The sequence below is a fragment of the Streptomyces sp. B3I8 genome, assembly GCF_030816915.1.
GTDB lineage: Bacteria > Actinomycetota > Actinomycetes > Streptomycetales > Streptomycetaceae > Streptomyces.
Genome location: NZ_JAUSYN010000002.1, coordinates 324,456 through 339,955, shown reverse-complemented (window position 1 = coordinate 339,955; position 15,500 = coordinate 324,456). Strand labels below are relative to the sequence as shown.

Here is a 15,500-nt window from a genome sequence, read left to right as displayed (position 1 = left end):
CGCACGCACCCGACCGTCCTGCGGGCCGGGCACCTTCGTGCCGGCGTCTTCCGACACCTCGGCAGGTCCGCTTGCCCCGGCCGCCGTCCGTGGCCCTTCCCGGGCCGGTCCGGTGTACCTGTACACGGCGGCGGTTCACCGCGACGGCGATGATCGACAGGACGCGCGCCTTCCGGACCCGAGAGCCGGGGTGCTCGGCTACCGGACGGCCGCAGGTACTCCAAGGGCCGCGACGACGATCAGGCGGGGATCCGCGGTCACCGTGTGCGGCTCGGCGGACGCGAGCAGCGGCTGCCGGCCCTGCGGGGCGCCCGGGAGCGCCACGAGGGCCGGGGCCCCGCCCTCTTCGACCCGGCGGTGGCCCGGGCGGCGGTCGGTGGACGAGGTCCCGGAGGCGCTTGCTGCCCGCCGGACTCGTCGTCCTGGATGCCCTGCCGCGGCTGACCGGCGGCGAGACGGACCGGCGCGCCGTGCGGGCCGCGTGCGAGGTCGCCGCCGACGGGGTGGACGGGCCGGCCGGCGGGCCGCTGCGTGGACGTGACTCAGGTCCGGCGACTGCTGGACACGAGCGGTGAAAGCCCCGAGCACACCGGCGACACGCGACACGCGACACGCGACACGTGACGCGGGCTGCGGGCTGCGGGCTGCGGCGAGGACCGCCGTACAGGAGCTGCCGAGTCGGCACGTGCCACGGTCGCGGCCGTGGCCGTGGCCTACCGGGCCGGGTCGCGCAGGTCGCTGTTCCCGATGTCACCGGTCGGCGATCGCTCCGTCAGCCGGGCGCGGGCGGCGAGCACTCCCGCCTGGAAGCGGCTGTCGGCGCCGAGCTCCTCCATGATGTCGGCTATGTGCCGGCGGGCGGTGCGCAGCGACATGCCGAGGCGGCGGGCTATCGACTCGTCCTTCAGTCCGGCGGCGAGCAGGTGCACGATGGTCTGGTGGATCTCCTTGGCCACCCGTTCCAGGCCGTCCTGGGCGGCATCGGAGAACGGGGTCGCCCGGATCCAGTGCTGTTCGAAGATTGAGTGCAGGTAGCCCACGATGGTGGGTTCGCGCACCGCGACCGCTCCCCAACTGCCGGTCCGCTCGGGGAGGAAGGCAAGGTTCTTGTCGTAGATGATGACGCGCCCTATGGGTTCGTGCGAGGTCCGGTACTCGGCGCCGAGCGCCGTCGCCGCCGCCACGTACGCCTGGCTGGGGGCGTTGAACCGGGCCGTGTGGTGGTAGAGGGTGCGCATGCGCACGTTCCTGGAGAGCAGGGCGTGGTCGCGGCCCAGGGCCTCCTCCATCGCCTCCGGGACCCGCCCGCTGCCGCCGGGCTGACTGCTGACCACTTCCTCCCGGCACTCGCTCGACGCCCGGTTCAGGGCGGCCCTGACTTCCTGGAGCGTGGGGATCACCTCGACAGTGACGTCGCGGTTCCCGGTGCGGCCGGTGAAGAAGTGATCGCGTAAGCGGTCTATCTTCCCGTGAATCAGATCGAGTTGTTCCTCCTGGTGCCGGATGGCGGCCCGTAACGGCGCGGTCAGCGTGGCTGCCACCGCGTCCGGGTTCACGGCCGCCACCTCGTGCGGTGCGTTCCGCACGAACCTCACAAGACCGAGGACGGCCAGCCGCCTCAGTGCGGCAGTTGCTCTTTCCCGGGGGAGTCCGAGCTCCGAGGCCGCCTGTTCGGCCTGACCTGTGCCTCCGTCGACAATCCATCCGTAGACGAGGATGTCGTCCTCGTCGATGGAGGCGGACCTCGGTGAACTTTTCTGCTCGTTCATTCGTTCAGTATTTGCATAGCCAGGGCGGAATCCAGGGTCGACCGGGTGTGGTTCTTTCCGAGGTTGAGTGATCTTCCACACACGGGTCTATGCGTGTAGAGGCATCGTTGTCACTCGATGATCTCCGGCGGCTGCTCCCTGCGGGCGTGGATCCTCCTTGCGGAGATGCCCGCCAAGGGCCGGGAAGTGACCGACCGTGAATCGGCCGGCGTCGAAGTCGACACGGTGAACACCGGCCGAATGCGCCAGTGGTGGCATGCGGCAGCCGTTCCTCGTGCCGCCGGACGCTCCGGTGCGAGTTCTCCGAATGTCGCCGGTCCGGCGCGAAGCCGGGGAGAAGATGGCGATGGTGGCGGGATGTGATGATGAGTCCGAATATACTTTTCGCCGAGCGTGCCCCGGATCTTGTCGTTCGACGATCTTCTTGCCCCACGCCTGCCAGGTAATCCCCTGCAAGATCTCTTTCCTGGACCATGGGACTGGAGCGGGCCGCGGCGGGTGCGGTCCCGACGGGTATTCGTTTCGCTGAGCTGAATTCGGCCACATCGAGGTTCGCCGCGGCACGCCACCGGAGTCGGTCCCGGTTGACCTCGCCCGCCTGCGCTCAGCCTGTCGTGGCGCCTTCCAGGTCCGGGGCGCCGCTTCCCCGCCGGCCTTGTGTCACGCGATCGCGTGACTGTCCTCTGATCCGGATCGACCCTAAGCTGAAGGACGCAGAAAGTCGCGGAGGGTTCACGTCCGCGGCGACAGCCGAAGACGGGGCCCGCGGAAGGTGTGGCATGGGGAGTCCTCCGCCGCACGGCGGAGACCGCCGGCTCCTTCGCGGTCCGGGCCGTGGCGCGAACCGGGCTCGAGCGCCCCGGCGCCTCTGTTCCGTGCGCTCCCCCGTATGTCCCCGTGACTCCCCGCCGGCCGTGCGGAGAGCGGTCCAGCAGCGGAACACGGGTGCCCGGCGGCTGTTCCGCGGGCGCGTCGGATCCGGAAGCGGTACGGCTCGGACCGTGGCGCCGTCGGCGAACCGGTCACCACGGCCGTCCCGCCCCGGCCCCTTCGCCACGCGTGTGCTGCCGGCGGTCGCCTGGACCGCCGGCAGCCGGGCACCGGCAGGGGAATCACTCCGCCGGGGGGTGTTCCGGGTGGGCCGACAGGCCGCTCGACGGGGGAGCGTAGTAGTAGCGTCGGCACGCCCGGACCAGGGTCTGCCCGGACAGGGTGAACACGTCCGCGAAGTCCACGCCGTACGCCGCCCCTCGGACAGCGCCCGGCGCCTGGCGCACCACCCGGCCGAGAACCACCACACGGCCCTCGTCGGCCACGACGGTGTCCAACTCGTGCCGCCTGAGCAGGGTCGCCTGCGCCGCCTGCGCGCTGAGCACCGCGTCCCGGCCCCGGTACGGGGGCGCGCCGGGGTGGTCCAGTGTCACGTTCTGCTCCGTCAGGGAGGCGTACCCGTCGATGTCCCCGATGTCCAGGTAGTGATAAGTGAGCATCGCATGTTTCACACCGGCTGCCATCACCTTCGAATCGGTTGGGGACATACGGAATCTGTCGTTGTTCATCACTGGATGACTGACCTCTCGCTCTCGGTGGACGGGCCTGGCCGCGCCGACGGCTTCCACCAGGCGATCGTCCGGCCAGTCGCTGTCCCGCCGCTATCACCGCGTTATCCCGCCCCGGTGACCTGGTCACCCGTCGCTCGGAAGGGTGGCCACCACCGGCCGCCCCGGGACGCCGCGGCGGGCGCTCCGGTGGCGGCCCGGGCGGTGTCGGGCGGGTCGTGTCACACCCCCGATCAGGGCCCTGGTCCACCCCCTGGTCACCGCTGTTCAGCTACCCCTCGGGACGGTGGGCAGCTGAGTTCGGGCCGTAGACTTGGCGGTCAGGCGAGCTGTGGCCTGCCGTATGTGATGGGGAGGGTTCATGGCCGGAGTGCACCTGGAGCCGCGTGAGCGGGCAGTGGGATTCACCTTTCAAGTGCTGGGCGAGCTGAAGGTGTTCGACGGTCAACGCGCGGTGCCGGTCACGGCGGGCAGACAGCAGGTCGTCCTCGCCGCCCTGCTCCTGGAGAGCGGACGGCTCCAGAACCGGGACCACCTCATCCGACTGCTGTGGGCCGAGGACCCCCCGGAGACAGCCCGCACCCAGGTGCAGATCTGTGTGTCCAGGTTGCGCAAGACCCTGGCCGCCGCCGGCGTCGAGGCCACCATCGAGACCCGGTCACCCGGCTACGTCCTCCAGATCGACGACGCGGCGCTCGACCTGAACGTCTTCCGGCGCAACGTCGTCGAGGCCGCCGCGCTCGGCGGCGGGGGCCGCACCGCCGAGGCTGCCGCCCTGATGCGCGCGGCGGTCAGCCTGTGGTGCGGCCCCTGCCTGAACGGCGTCCCCAGCGACGAGCTCGCCCGGATCGCCGAACACATCGACGAGGAACGCCTCGCGGCCACCGAGTCCTTCATCGAGCTCGAGCTCGCGCTCGGTCGCCATCACCAACTGACCGCCGAGATAGCCCGGCTGGTGGGGGAGAATCCCTTACGGGAACGTTTCCGCGGGCAGTTGATGCTCGCCCTGTACCGCTCCGGCCGGCAGGCAGAGGCCCTTGAGTCCTACCGGCAGGGCCGCACACTGCTGATGGACGAACTGGGCCTCCAGCCCGGCGAGGACCTGCGCCGACTGGAACAGGCCGTCCTGACGGAGGACCCCTCCCTGCGGCTGGTGCACACGGCCGGCATTCACCTGCCCAGTGCCGAGCCGGCGCAGGGCGCCCCCGCTACGGACCTCGAGCCCGACGCTGCCGCGGACGAGGACGCCCGCACGCAGGCCAACGCAGTCGTTCCACGCCAACTCCCGGTAGATACCGCGGACTTCGTCGGTCACCAGCAACTCGTCGCCGACGTCGAGGGCGTCCTCACGAACACCTCGCGGGTAGGGGCTCCAGGCATCGTGGTCGTCACCGGCCGCTCCGGCATCGGCAAGAGCACCTTCGCGGCCCGGGTCGCGCACCGGCTCGCCGAGTCCCACTTTCCCGACGGTCAGCTCTACTGCCAGCTGCGCGGTGGCCGGGCCGATCCCGTCGACCCCCGTGAGATCCTCGGCCGGTTCCTGCGCGCCCTGGGGCTGCCCGGTCCCGCCATCCCGGACTCCCTGGAGGAGCGGAGCGAGATCTACCGCAGCATGCTCGCCGACCGGCGCATTCTGGTCGTCCTGGACGACGCCGTCGGTGAGGAGCAGATTTTTCCGCTGCTGCCCGGCGGCCACTCCTGCGGAGTGCTCGTCACGACCAGGGCCCGGCTGACCGCTCTCCCCGGAGCCCACCGGGTCACTCTGGACATACTCGATGAACAGCGTTCACTCGAACTCATCGGCAACGTTGTCGGTGCCGACCGGGTCCGCGGCGAACCCGAGGCCGCCAGGGCGCTGGCCGCCGCTGTCGGCGGGCTGCCGCTGGCCCTGCGCATCATCGCCGCCCGGCTGGCCGCCCGCCCGCACTGGCCGCTCGCCTCGATGGTGCAGCGGCTCGCGGACGAACGCCGCCGTCTGGACGAACTGACCCACGGCGAGATGACCGTGCGGGCCAGTCTCGCCCTCACCTACGACGGACTGGCCGAGAGGGACCGCACCCTGCTGCGGCTGCTCAGCCTCACCAAGGGCTCCACCTTCCCCAGCTGGATCGGTGGCGCCCTGCTCGACGTGCCGGACGCCTACCCTTACCCGTCCGACCTCATGGAATCCCTGGTCGACGTACAGATGCTGGACGTCGCCGGCGTCGACGCCACCGGGGAACTGCGCTACGGCTTCCACGACATCATCCGGCTGTTCGCCCGGGACCGGCTGGCCGCCGAATCGGACGAGACCGAGCGGCGGTCCGCGACCCGCCGGGTGGGCGGCGCCTGGCTCACGCTGGTCGGCGAGGCGCAGGAGCGGGTCCTCGGCACCCGCTACATCGAGGGGCCCGCCGTCCGCTGGAACCCGCCGGCCGACCATGTCGAGACCGTCCTCGGCCGTCCCCTGGAATGGCTCGACACCGAGCGCGAGAACCTCAGCCTGACCGTGGAGAGCCTCGCCCAGGGGGGCGAGGACGGCTACGCCTGGGAACTCGCCGTCAACCTCGCCCCGTTCTACGAGGCCCGCGGCTATCTCGACCACTGGGCCCGTACTCACCGCAAGGCGTTGACCGCGGTACGCCGCAGCGGCAACCTGCTCGGCCAGGCCGCCCTGCTCGCCTCGCTGGGCTCACTGCACCTGAACCGCCGTAACCTGCCCGAGGCCCGTCGGTCGCTGACCACCGCCGTCGGACTCTTCGAGGAACTCGGGCACACCAAGGGCCTCGGGCTGTGCCGCCGCGACCTCGGCCTGCTGGAACGGCTGGCCGGCCACGACACCGCCGCGACGGAGCTGTTCGAGCGGGCAGAACGTGACTTCGGTGACGACGACCCCTGGGCCCGTGCCTCCGTCCTCGTCCAGCACTCGGTCATCCTGCTGCGGCGCGGCGACGTCCGCCGGGTGGAGGCCGAACTCGACGAGGCGCTGGAGATCTGGCGCGACGTCGGATACCTCGGTGGGCAGGCCCGGGTGCTGCAGCGCGCGGGTCAGATGCACCTGTACCGGGGGCAGCCCGCCGACGCCCGCAAGGCGCTCACCGAAAGTCTCACCATGGTCCGGGACGACGGCGACGTGATCGGTGAGGGGTACATCCTCCACGATCTCGGCCGGGTCCACGTCCGCCTCGGCGAACTCACCGAGGCCGCCTCGTACTTCGCCCGAGCCCTCTCCGTGCGTGAGGACATCCTCGACCAGGGCGGCGCCGCCTCCGTACGCGTGGACCTCGCCGACCTGTCCCTGCGCGACGACGACACCGCGAAGGCCGGCGTGCTGCTCACCGACGCTCTGGAGGTGTTCGGCCGGCTCGGCATGGCCGAGGAGGAAGGCCGGGCCACCGGACTGCTCGCTCGGATAACCACCGACGGCGCCGCCGAGAGCCGATGACGCGGACTCCGTAGCCGTACGCGTGCCCAGGAAGGGGTCCTGACCAGAGGTACCGGTCATCACATGAACCCGTACAGCGCTCGGGCGCCCCGGCGGCCGGACCCCGACGCTCCCGCCCGCGGCCGAGAAGAGACATCCCCGCGCCTCTTCGTCGGCCGGAAGAGCGAACTGGCCCGGTTCCCGACGCCCTGCTCCGGCCAGGCCCCGGCCCTCCGTGCGCAATGCCCCGAAGGCCACCGAGGACCCGCTGCGGGCCCTTGTGCCGGAACAGGCCACGATCGTCGACTGGCCGCGCCGCCAGTGCTACGCCACCGGCGGCCGCTCCGGACCGCGGCTGCCGTCCGTGTGGTCGCCGGGGCTCTGACGCGCGGCTCGTGAATCCACCACGGCGTCCGCACTGGCGATCGACCGGAACCCCCGGTGAAAAGCCGGCGAGCCGCCGTGAGGGGAACGCAGGTCCGGGAGGCGACGTACGCCGCACAGGCTGCCGTACCCTCCCACGCGGCCGCCGAGAACCCCGGCCTGATAGCTGCGGAAGCGAGAACCCGCAGGCCACGGCGGCTATCCACGAGGGATAGCGGCGGCAAAGTGGCGTGATTGCAGCGCTCCCTAACTTTCCTTCCAGAAGCCCGGCAGAAAGCTGGAGGAGAGGAAGGAAACCACCATGAACAGCAGTCTCGCACCGGTCGTGAAGCCCGTGAGGGCCACCGTCGTCATCATCACCGCGGCCGCCGTCCTCCTGGGCGCGGTAGCGGCCGAGACCGCGACGCACCCGCAGCGGACGGTGAGCGTACTGGCCGACGACGGCTCCTCCACGGACGACACCAACCCCTGGAGCTGACGACGCGACGGCCGGGGGCGGGCGCCGACGCGGAAGACACCGCGAGTGCCCCGCCCCGGCCGCGTCCGGGGAGCACCCGGCAGCCACCGGCGATGTTCCGCACGACACCGGGTAACGGCACCGGGCGACCAGTTCGGACGGCGTCCCGCCCACCGGCTCCACCAGCACCTCGTAACGGCCCACCGGAGCAAGTCATGAACGACATCCGAACTCGGCAGGACCTCGGCCTCCGACTGAGGGACCACCGCCAGCGTGCCGGACTCACCCAGCGGCAACTCGCGGACCTCACCACCGTGAGCGTGCGCGCCATACGCAACCTGGAGCAGGGCAAGGTCCTGTCCCCCCGGCCGGACACGGTCCGGCTGCTGGCAGACGGACTGCGGCTCGGCTCCGCCCAGCGTGAGGCACTGCTGGACGCGGTCCGGCGCCGGCCCGGCACCGCCGACCACCGCGATGAATACGACTGCGTCCCCGTGCCGTGGCTCGCCCGGGGGCCGCTGATCGGCCGGGACGCCGAACTCACCGCCCTCATCGACCTGTTGGTACGACCGGGCGGACGGCTGGTGTCCGTCGTCGGCGTAGGAGGAGTCGGGAAGTCACACCTGGCCGCCGAGGCCGTGCGCCGGGCCGCGGCCAACGGCACCCGGGCGCTGTGGCGGGCGCGCGGCGAGGGGATACCGGTTGATGAACTGGCAGACCGTCTACCGCGGGAGACGACCGTCCTGGTGCTGGACGACGTCGAGCCCGCGGACGGCGCCGACCGGCTCGGCGCGTTGATACGCGCCCACCCGCAGCTGCGCATCCTGGTCACCGCCTGTGCGCCGTGCGGGGTGTCCGGCGAGCAGATCCTGCGCCTCGCCCCGCTGCCGGTGCCCGCCCCTGGCGCCGAGTCGGTCCCGGAACTGTTGGCCCAGGTGCCGTCCGTACGACTGCTGTGCGAGCACATCCGCGCAGGCAACCCCCTGTTCCGGCTCGACGACTTTGATGCGGCGGTCGTCGCCGAACTGTGCCGGAGCCTCGACGGACTGCCCCGGGCGCTGGAGTTCGCCGGCCGCTGGACTGTGGTGCGGGCGTTGGCGGAGCTGCTGGACGAAGTGAAACGCAGCCCGTTCGCCCTGACCGCGCCGCCCATGACCGCCGAACCCTCACGCCACCTGATGGTCCGCCTGCGCCGCACCCTGGGCCGGCTCAGCCCGGCAGGGGTGTCCTTCCTCGCCACCGTCGCCCGCGACCACCGCAGCTGGTCGGTGGCCGAAGCGGCCAAGGCCGTCGGGACCTCCGGTGCCGAGGCCGCCGTCATCGTCTTCACCCTGGTGACGTACGGCCTGGTACGGCCGGAGAGCCCCGGCGGTGAGGAGCCCCGTTTCTCGGTGCTCAACCACGTCCGCCATCTGTACCCCGAGGCGCGCCGAGACCCCCGGCGCTGGGGCGCGACGGTGGTGCACCGCGTCGCGCCCGAGGACCGCGTCCACACGGTGGCGGTGGGCGAGAGCTGACGAGTGGCCGTGGACTGTGACCCGCCGGTGGCATCCGGCGGGTCACAGTCCACGGCCACTCGTCGGTCCGGCTCGGGCCGGGCACCGGGGCTCACGAAGAAGTCCACGGAGTCGTAGCTGTGATGGTCGGGCGCGGTACGGGGGTGCCGGCGGACCGAGGTCCGCCGGCACCCCCGTACCGGTGTCAGGCGGCGGTGGAGCGCAGGCTCAGCGGGCGCATGTCGGTCCAGGTGCGCTCGATGTGGTCGAGGCAGTCCTCCTTCGGACCGCTGACCCCGACCGCGCGCCAGCCCTGCGGGATGTCCCGGTCGGCGGTCCAGACGGAGTACTGCTCCTCGTCGTTGACGACGACGAGCCACTGCTGGGAGTTCTGCTGCATGACGGTTCTCCGATCGTGTGGTGGAACGGTTTCAGGGACGGGTTCGAACGGGTGGAGCGGGTGAAGCGGGTGGTCGCGGTGGTACGGACGGGACCTGAACAGCCCACAGGAAGCAGGCCGTCGGCAGGTGACGGTCGGTGTCGGGGACGGGGTCAGGCGGCGACGGTCCGCGGCAGCAGGAGCTCTCGGAAGACCGCCAGGGCGCGGTCGACGTCGGCATCGTCCACCCCCGCGTGGGTGACGGCCCGGATCCGGCCATGGCCCAGCTCGGCGAGGCGTACGCCCTCCTCCCAGGCCCGTTCGATGAACCGGGCCTGGGGCAGACCGGGGGCGTCGACCCGGAAGAAGACCATGTTGGTCTCGACCGGCTCCACCACCACCCCAGGCAGCGCGGCCAGTCCCTCAGCCAGCCGGCGCGCGGTGGCGTGGTCGTCGCCGAGCCGCAGTGTCATCTCGCGCAGCGCGACCAGCCCGGCCGCGGCCAGGACCCCGGCCTGCCGCATTCCGCCGCCGAGCATCTTGCGGATGCGCCGGACCGACCGGACGAACTCGGCGCTGCCCGCGACCATTGAGCCGACCGGCGCGGACAGCCCCTTGGACAGACAGAACTGCACCGAGTCCGCGTAACCGGCGATGACGTGCACCGGCACGCCGAGAGCGAGCGCGGCGTTGAAGAGACGGGCCCCGTCCAGATGGACCGCCACGCCGCGGGAGCGGGCCAGCGCCCGGACCTCCGCCAGATACTCCAGCGGCAGCACCCGCCCCCCACAGCGGTTCTGCGGGTTCTCCACGCAGAGCACGGCGGGCAGCGCGAACTGCGGGTCATCGGAATCCTCCGGGAAGCCGGCCTCGATGTCCGCGAGCGCCATGGTGCCGTCGGTCCGGTTGGGCACCGGCTCGACGATCACGCCGCCGCAGTAGGAGGCCCCGCCGGCCTCGTAGACGTAGATGTCGGACTCGGCTCCCGCGAGGGCCTTGGTGCCGCGCGGGCAGTGGGCCAGCAGAGCCGCCAGGTTGCCCATGGTGCCGCTGGGCATGAAGCAGGCGTCCTCCATGCCCACCAGCCGGGCGGCCAGCTCCTCCAGCTGACGCGCGGTGGGATCCTCTCCGTACACGTCGTCACCAAGTGGAGCCCTGGTCATCTCCGCCAGCATCCGGGGTGTCGGCAGGGTGAAGGTGTCGCTGCGCAGTTCGACGACGGGCGCCCGGGCGGCGTCGCGGTCAGTGCTCGTCATGAAAAGTCCTCCTCGGAATCGGGTGCGGCGACCGCGGCGGTGCCCCGCGTCCTGCTGTGCACCTGGGCCACGGCGTCCCACAGGCGCTCGTCGGCGTCGCCCCAGCAGGCGGCCTCCTTGGCCGGCCGGGCGCGATGCTCCTCCCAGCGCAAGGCGAGCGGTTCGTGGCAGCGGCGGAACGAGGCCGGGCCGGGGCCGCCTCCGAACTCCGCCGCCCACCACACGGCCTCCGGCCTGAGGCCGGCGGACTCGCCGGCCGGCAGCCGGCCGTTCGCCACCAGGGCCGCGCCGAGGGAGGAGGACCGTCCCTCCGCGACGGCGAGCGCGGCCTCCCCGACCTGGTAGTGGGCCCGTCGGAACGGCACCCCCTGGCGCACCAGCTGTTCGGCGGTGGCGGTCGCGTGGGTCAGCCCCGCCGTCGCCCGGTCCGCCATGGCCCGGGGTACGGGCCGGGCCCCGTCGTAGGCCAGCCGCAGGATCTTCACCGCGTCGATCGTCGCGTCCAGCGCCGGCATCACATGGGTCATCGCCTCGGTGCCGACCGCGATGGAGTTGGTGAACGGAGTACCCCGCATCGCGCTCGCCGCGCCCATCAGCCCGCCGAGGGCGGCGGCCGACTTCCCCTGCACGTGCTCCAGGACGAACGCGTTGCGTTTCTGCGGCATCATCGAGCTGGATCCGACCAGCCCGTCCGGGATCGTCAGCAGCCCGAACTCCGCGCTGGACCACATCAACAGGTCAAGGGCGGCCCGGTCGAGGGTGACGCCGAGGACCACGGCCGTCGACAGCAGCCGCAGCGCGGTGTCCCGACTGGCGATGGCGTCCACCGAGTTGCGCACCGGCTCGCCGAAACCGAGGAGGTCGGCCGTGCGCCCCGGGTTGATCGGCACGGTCGTCCCGCCGATCGACCCGGCGCCCAGCGGGCACCGCTTCAGCAGTTCCCCGGCCTGGGCCAGGGCGCGGGCGTCCCGCTCGAAGGCCTGCGCCAGCCCGAGCAGGTAGTGGCCGTAGGTGACCGGCACGGCCGCCTGGAAGTGGGTGTAGGCGGGCATCAGCACCTCGCGGTACTCATGGGCGCGCTCCAGCAGCACCCGGCCCAGTTCGGCCAGCTCCTCCGACAGCCGCCGGTACGGCTCGCGCAGCGCCAGGTGGAGGCAGGTGACGCCGAGGTCGTTGCGGGAGCGGCCGGTTTGCAGGACACCGCCCGTCTCCTCGCCGAGAAGATCAATCAGATAGGACTCGTAGGCCAGGTAGAGGCCGCGCGGGGCGGGCAAGGCCTCCAGGGCCTCGTAGTCTCGCTCGCGCAGTTCGGTGATGGCCGCGAGCAGGGTGGAGGCGGTCCCGGCCCCGACGATCCGGCGCTCGGCGAGCATCACGACGTGGGCGAGGTCGACATGGGTGATCCGGTCGAGTTCGGCCTTCCAGGGGGGCCTTGGCGGTTCCCGCCGCTCCAGGAGCATGCGGCGGATCTCGGGGGACGCGGCGTTGCGCAGGCGGCCTGAATCCGTCATGCCGGCACCCCCTCCCGACGGACCACCAGGGACGGGGTGATGCGGCCCACGCCCTCCTCGGCGGCGGCGGCCGCCTCGGCGGCAGTCGCGCCCCGGGCCAGCACGTGCCCGATCCGGTCGCGGAAGTCACCGCTCACGGTGATCTCCGTGCCCGGCTCCCGGTAGGTCTCCACGTCGACCACACCGGGTACCGCGCAGGCCCGCGCCACCCCGTCGATACGGCGCAGCCGGCCGCTCTCGGCCGGTACCACGAACCGGATCGCCGCTCCCCTTGCCGCGGTCACGGCCACCGGGGACGGGAGTCCACTGAACGCGGCGACCGTCCCCAGGATCAGGTCGGTGCCGGTGGCCTCCTGCACCAGCCGGGGGATCCAACCACCCGCCAGCCGCGGGTTGACCTCGATCAGGACCGGGCCCGCGGGGCCGAGGCGCAGCTCCACGTGGGCCGGGCCGAGGACGATGCCGAGCGCCCGTACGGCCGCCTCGGCCGCCTTGGTGACCGCCTCCCGCACGGCCGGGGCCAGGGCGGCGGGGAAGTCGTGCCCGGTCTCGACGAACAGGGGCTGTGCGCCGAGGTGCTTGGCGGTGATCCCGGCCGCGGTGCCGTCGAGGACCTCGACCGAGTACTCCCCGCCGCTCACGAACTCCTCGACCGTGACCCGGCGCGGCACCGGCCGGCCGCGTTCGTCGGACTCGCGGAAGAGCACGGCCCGGGCGTGTCGGGCCGTCTGCTCGGGGTCCGCGCACAGCCGCACGCCGAGGCTGCCGCTGCCGGTGACGGGTTTGACGACCACGGGGTAGCCGATCTCCGCCGCTGCGGCCAGGACCTCCTCGACCGTGTCGGCCACAGTGAACCGGGGCACCCTCACTCCGGCCGAGGCGAGCCGGGCCCGCTGCGTGCCCTTGTCGCGGACCGCGGCCAGGTCGGCGGGGGAGTTGGCCGGCAGGCCGAGCGCGGCGGCCGCCGCGGCGGCCGTCTCCACGTAGTAGTCGGAGCTGGTGGCGACGCCCGCGACGCGCCGCCCGACGGCCAGGCCGCGGCAGGCGTCGACCACCGCCCGCACGTCGTCGGTCTCGGTACGGACCACCTCGGCGCCGCCGACCGACGCGTACCGGGACGGGTCGGCGGCCAGCAGCACCGGGTGCAGGCCGAGCGCACGGGCCGCCGCGGGGAAAAGCCGGCCCGTTCCGGTGGTGTTGCTCTCGACAAGGACGAACACGTCCCGGGTCATATCACCGCTCCTTCCGCGAGGGCGACGACCTCGTCGCGGGTGCGCCGCTGCCAGGAGTACCGGGACCAGCTTCCGGCGGTCTGGGCGGGGTGGTCCAGGGTGCGTGGCGCCGAAGGCGGCGGTGTCAGGAAGCCGCCGCGGCGCAGCCACACGTCGTTGTGCACGGTGTTGGTGTAGCGGTGGCCCTCGTCCGGGAAGAGCGCCATCACCCGCAGCTCCGGATGCCGTTCGGCGTACCACCGGGCCACGTGGTGAGCGGCGCCGCTGGTCGGCCCCATGTACAGGGCGTGCTCGGCGTGCAGCCGCCGGGTCGCGGTGAACGCTGTCCCCGCGTCCAGCCAGTGGATCTCGTCGAACAGCTTGTGCTCCAGGACCGGCGGTACCAGCCCGTTTCCGAGACCGCGCAGCTGTCGGGGGCCGGCCGGGGCGCCGAAGAGCACGCTGCCGGGCGTGTCCACCCCGATCAGCTTCAGCTGCGGGTTCAGCGCCCGCAGGAACGAGCCGATCCCGGAGGAGGATCCGCCCGAGCCGACCGGACAGACCAGCGCGTCGAACGTGCCCATGGTCTCCAGCAGGAGTTCGGCGACCGCTCCGTACGACACCGGGTTCAGCGGATTGTCGTATTGGCCGGGGGTGTAGTAGGAGCCGAGCCGGGACTGGATGCGGGCCACCCGATCCAGACGGGCCTGCTGCACCCCGCGGGTGCGCAGTTCGGGACCCGAGACGATGCTCACCTGGGCACCGAGCGCCGTCAGCCGACGGCGCAGCGGCGGCTCGATCGCAGGGTCGCCGACGAGGACCAGGGGGATGCCCTTGAGCCGGCACACCATCGCCAGACCGAGCCCGAAGGTGCCGGACGTGGTCTCCACGACCGTGGTGCCCTCGGTGAGCTCGCCGGTCTCGATGGCACTGGTGAGCATGAACTGCGCGGGCAGCAACTTCATCAGATGGAAGGCGGCCCCGTACACGTTGGGCCCGACCTGGATGACCTTGGGCAGGACGTGGCCGTCGACCACGCTCGTGAACGCCCTACGACTGGTGTGCGTACGGGACATGTGTCTCGCTCCCGGCTGTGTAGCGCCAGTGGTCGGTGATGCGCAGTTCCGCGAGCCGGCGGGCAGCCAGCGCCGTGCGCTGTTCCAGTTCCGGCTGGTGGGGTGCGAACAGGAGGGCGGCGACCGTGCCGCTGTGGGCCACCTGCACGCCCAGTGCCTCGGTTTCCTCGGCGATCTCCAGCACTCGGTCGAAACGGGGCACCGGCAGGAATCGCTGATTGATGCGGGCGCTCGCGGTGGAGACCCGGCCGAGTTCCTGGTGGTCGCCCCGGGCCACGGCCCGGCGCATCAGGCCGCGCAGCGCCCGGAAGCATTCGATCTCCCAGGCGTTGTACCGGGCGCGCGGCAGCGCCAGGGTGTCGATCTCCTTGCTCGTCGAGGAGAAGCCGAGCACCTCGAGCGGCGGCACCGGCCGGTGGAAGTCCTCGATGACCGCACCCTCGCGGTGGGCGAACAGCAGCATCCGGTCGAAGTAGATCAGGGGGTCGGTGGCCATCTCGGCGGCGACCGCGATACGGGCTATCCGCTCCGGCGCGAGGCTGCGGCCGGCCGCGGCCAGCACCGCCAGGATCGCCGCGGTCACGTCGCTGGTCGACGAGCCGAGGCCGCAGCCGACGGCGACATCGCCCCGCATCTCCAGCTCCCCGCCGTAGTCGCCCATGCCGAGCACCTGCAGGGTGGTGCGGGCGGCGTCGAGGGCCTTCGTCTTCCACCGCGGGGTGACCGTGAGTTCCGGCTCCCAACGGCTCAGCCGCACGGTCGCGTTGCTGGCGAACAGCGGGCAGGGCAGCGTCACCAGACCGCGGCGGAGCCTGCCGTCGTCCTCGAACACCCCCTGGAGCAGTTCACCGTGGTGGCTGGGGGCTGTTCCGGTGCCGATGAGCACGCCGTGCTCCAGGTGCGGGGGCACCGGCCTCATCTGTACCTGGTCGTGCGTGCCCTGTACGGACAGCACGTCCTGGCCTTGCACGTCGATCTTCACCTACGCCTCCTCGGACG

The 15,500-nt window shown here is 72.1% G+C and carries 13 protein-coding genes; 5 read left to right on the top strand and 8 right to left on the bottom strand.

All coding sequences use genetic code 11. The features are described from left to right. Positions 1–398 precede the first annotated feature (398 nt). The gene (locus tag QFZ64_RS03645) at positions 399–575 is read left to right on the top strand and encodes a hypothetical protein (protein WP_307062236.1); all 177 of its coding nucleotides are present in this window, start codon (positions 399–401) and stop codon (positions 573–575) included. 138 nt (positions 576–713) lie between these two features. Here QFZ64_RS03645 and QFZ64_RS03640 read toward each other — a convergent pair whose 3' ends face one another. Then, complete coding sequence (locus QFZ64_RS03640) at positions 714–1,769, bottom strand: helix-turn-helix transcriptional regulator (RefSeq protein WP_307062234.1); 1,056 nt, start codon at positions 1,767–1,769, stop codon at positions 714–716. Between the two features lie 1,112 nt (positions 1,770–2,881). Next, positions 2,882–3,259, bottom strand: coding sequence for a nuclear transport factor 2 family protein (locus QFZ64_RS03635; RefSeq protein WP_307062232.1), 378 nt, complete (start codon positions 3,257–3,259; stop codon positions 2,882–2,884). A 430-nt stretch (positions 3,260–3,689) separates the two neighbouring features. Between QFZ64_RS03635 and QFZ64_RS03630 the strand changes: the two genes are divergently transcribed. The 4 genes from QFZ64_RS03630 to QFZ64_RS03615 all read left to right on the top strand — a co-directional run bounded on the left by QFZ64_RS03630 (position 3,690) and on the right by QFZ64_RS03615 (position 9,089). Next, positions 3,690–6,752, top strand: a complete 3,063-nt coding sequence (locus tag QFZ64_RS03630) for a BTAD domain-containing putative transcriptional regulator (RefSeq protein ID WP_307062230.1) — start codon at positions 3,690–3,692, stop codon at positions 6,750–6,752. A 214-nt stretch (positions 6,753–6,966) separates the two neighbouring features. Continuing rightward, positions 6,967–7,116 carry a hypothetical protein gene (locus tag QFZ64_RS03625; protein ID WP_307062228.1) on the top strand — a complete coding sequence of 50 codons (150 nt, stop codon included), beginning with the start codon at positions 6,967–6,969 and terminating at the stop codon, positions 7,114–7,116. Between the two features lie 300 nt (positions 7,117–7,416). Beyond that, on the top strand, positions 7,417–7,593 hold the full coding sequence (locus QFZ64_RS03620; RefSeq protein WP_307062226.1) for a hypothetical protein: 177 nt from the start codon (positions 7,417–7,419) through the stop codon (positions 7,591–7,593). Positions 7,594–7,787: 194 nt separating this feature from the next. Then, complete coding sequence (locus QFZ64_RS03615; RefSeq protein ID WP_307062224.1) at positions 7,788–9,089, top strand: helix-turn-helix domain-containing protein; 1,302 nt, start codon at positions 7,788–7,790, stop codon at positions 9,087–9,089. Positions 9,090–9,273: 184 nt separating this feature from the next. Here the strand turns inward: QFZ64_RS03615 and QFZ64_RS03610 are convergent, their stop codons facing one another. The 6 genes from QFZ64_RS03610 to QFZ64_RS03585 form a co-directional block, all read right to left on the bottom strand. Beyond that, positions 9,274–9,468, bottom strand: a complete 195-nt coding sequence (locus tag QFZ64_RS03610; protein WP_307062222.1) for an MbtH family protein — start codon at positions 9,466–9,468, stop codon at positions 9,274–9,276. A gap of 152 nt (positions 9,469–9,620) precedes the next feature. Further along, on the bottom strand, positions 9,621–10,703 hold the full coding sequence (locus QFZ64_RS03605; protein WP_307062220.1) for a GntG family PLP-dependent aldolase: 1,083 nt from the start codon (positions 10,701–10,703) through the stop codon (positions 9,621–9,623). Beyond that, positions 10,700–12,214: an argininosuccinate lyase gene (locus QFZ64_RS03600; protein ID WP_307062219.1), complete on the bottom strand. Its 1,515-nt coding sequence runs from the start codon at positions 12,212–12,214 to the stop codon at positions 10,700–10,702. Before QFZ64_RS03600 ends, QFZ64_RS03605 begins: the two co-directional genes overlap by 4 nt. Then, positions 12,211–13,446 carry an ATP-grasp domain-containing protein gene (locus tag QFZ64_RS03595; RefSeq protein ID WP_307062217.1) on the bottom strand — a complete coding sequence of 412 codons (1,236 nt, stop codon included), beginning with the start codon at positions 13,444–13,446 and terminating at the stop codon, positions 12,211–12,213. The genes QFZ64_RS03600 and QFZ64_RS03595 overlap by 4 nt, the downstream gene beginning before the upstream one ends. Continuing rightward, positions 13,443–14,501: a pyridoxal-phosphate dependent enzyme gene (locus QFZ64_RS03590; RefSeq protein ID WP_307062215.1), complete on the bottom strand. Its 1,059-nt coding sequence runs from the start codon at positions 14,499–14,501 to the stop codon at positions 13,443–13,445. The genes QFZ64_RS03595 and QFZ64_RS03590 overlap by 4 nt, the downstream gene beginning before the upstream one ends. Then, positions 14,476–15,483 (bottom strand): GHMP kinase, encoded by a 1,008-nt coding sequence (locus tag QFZ64_RS03585; RefSeq protein WP_307062212.1) that lies wholly within the window; start codon positions 15,481–15,483, stop codon positions 14,476–14,478. Before QFZ64_RS03585 ends, QFZ64_RS03590 begins: the two co-directional genes overlap by 26 nt. Positions 15,484–15,500 lie beyond the last annotated feature (17 nt).

Bases quoted from the DNA above. Each gene is read 5' to 3' on its own strand.
- QFZ64_RS03620 (WP_307062226.1), top strand. From the start codon at position 7,417: ATGAACAGCAGTCTCGCACCGGTCGTGAAGCCCGTGAGGGCCACCGTC.
- QFZ64_RS03630 (WP_307062230.1), top strand. From the start codon at position 3,690: ATGGCCGGAGTGCACCTGGAGCCGCGTGAGCGGGCAGTGGGATTCACC.
- QFZ64_RS03605 (WP_307062220.1), bottom strand. From the start codon at position 10,703: ATGACGAGCACTGACCGCGACGCCGCCCGGGCGCCCGTCGTCGAACTG.
- QFZ64_RS03635 (WP_307062232.1), bottom strand. From the start codon at position 3,259: ATGCTCACTTATCACTACCTGGACATCGGGGACATCGACGGGTACGCC.
- QFZ64_RS03610 (WP_307062222.1), bottom strand. From the start codon at position 9,468: ATGCAGCAGAACTCCCAGCAGTGGCTCGTCGTCGTCAACGACGAGGAG.
- QFZ64_RS03595 (WP_307062217.1), bottom strand. From the start codon at position 13,446: ATGACCCGGGACGTGTTCGTCCTTGTCGAGAGCAACACCACCGGAACG.
- QFZ64_RS03615 (WP_307062224.1), top strand. From the start codon at position 7,788: ATGAACGACATCCGAACTCGGCAGGACCTCGGCCTCCGACTGAGGGAC.
- QFZ64_RS03600 (WP_307062219.1), bottom strand. From the start codon at position 12,214: ATGACGGATTCAGGCCGCCTGCGCAACGCCGCGTCCCCCGAGATCCGC.
- QFZ64_RS03640 (WP_307062234.1), bottom strand. From the start codon at position 1,769: ATGAACGAGCAGAAAAGTTCACCGAGGTCCGCCTCCATCGACGAGGAC.
- QFZ64_RS03590 (WP_307062215.1), bottom strand. From the start codon at position 14,501: ATGTCCCGTACGCACACCAGTCGTAGGGCGTTCACGAGCGTGGTCGAC.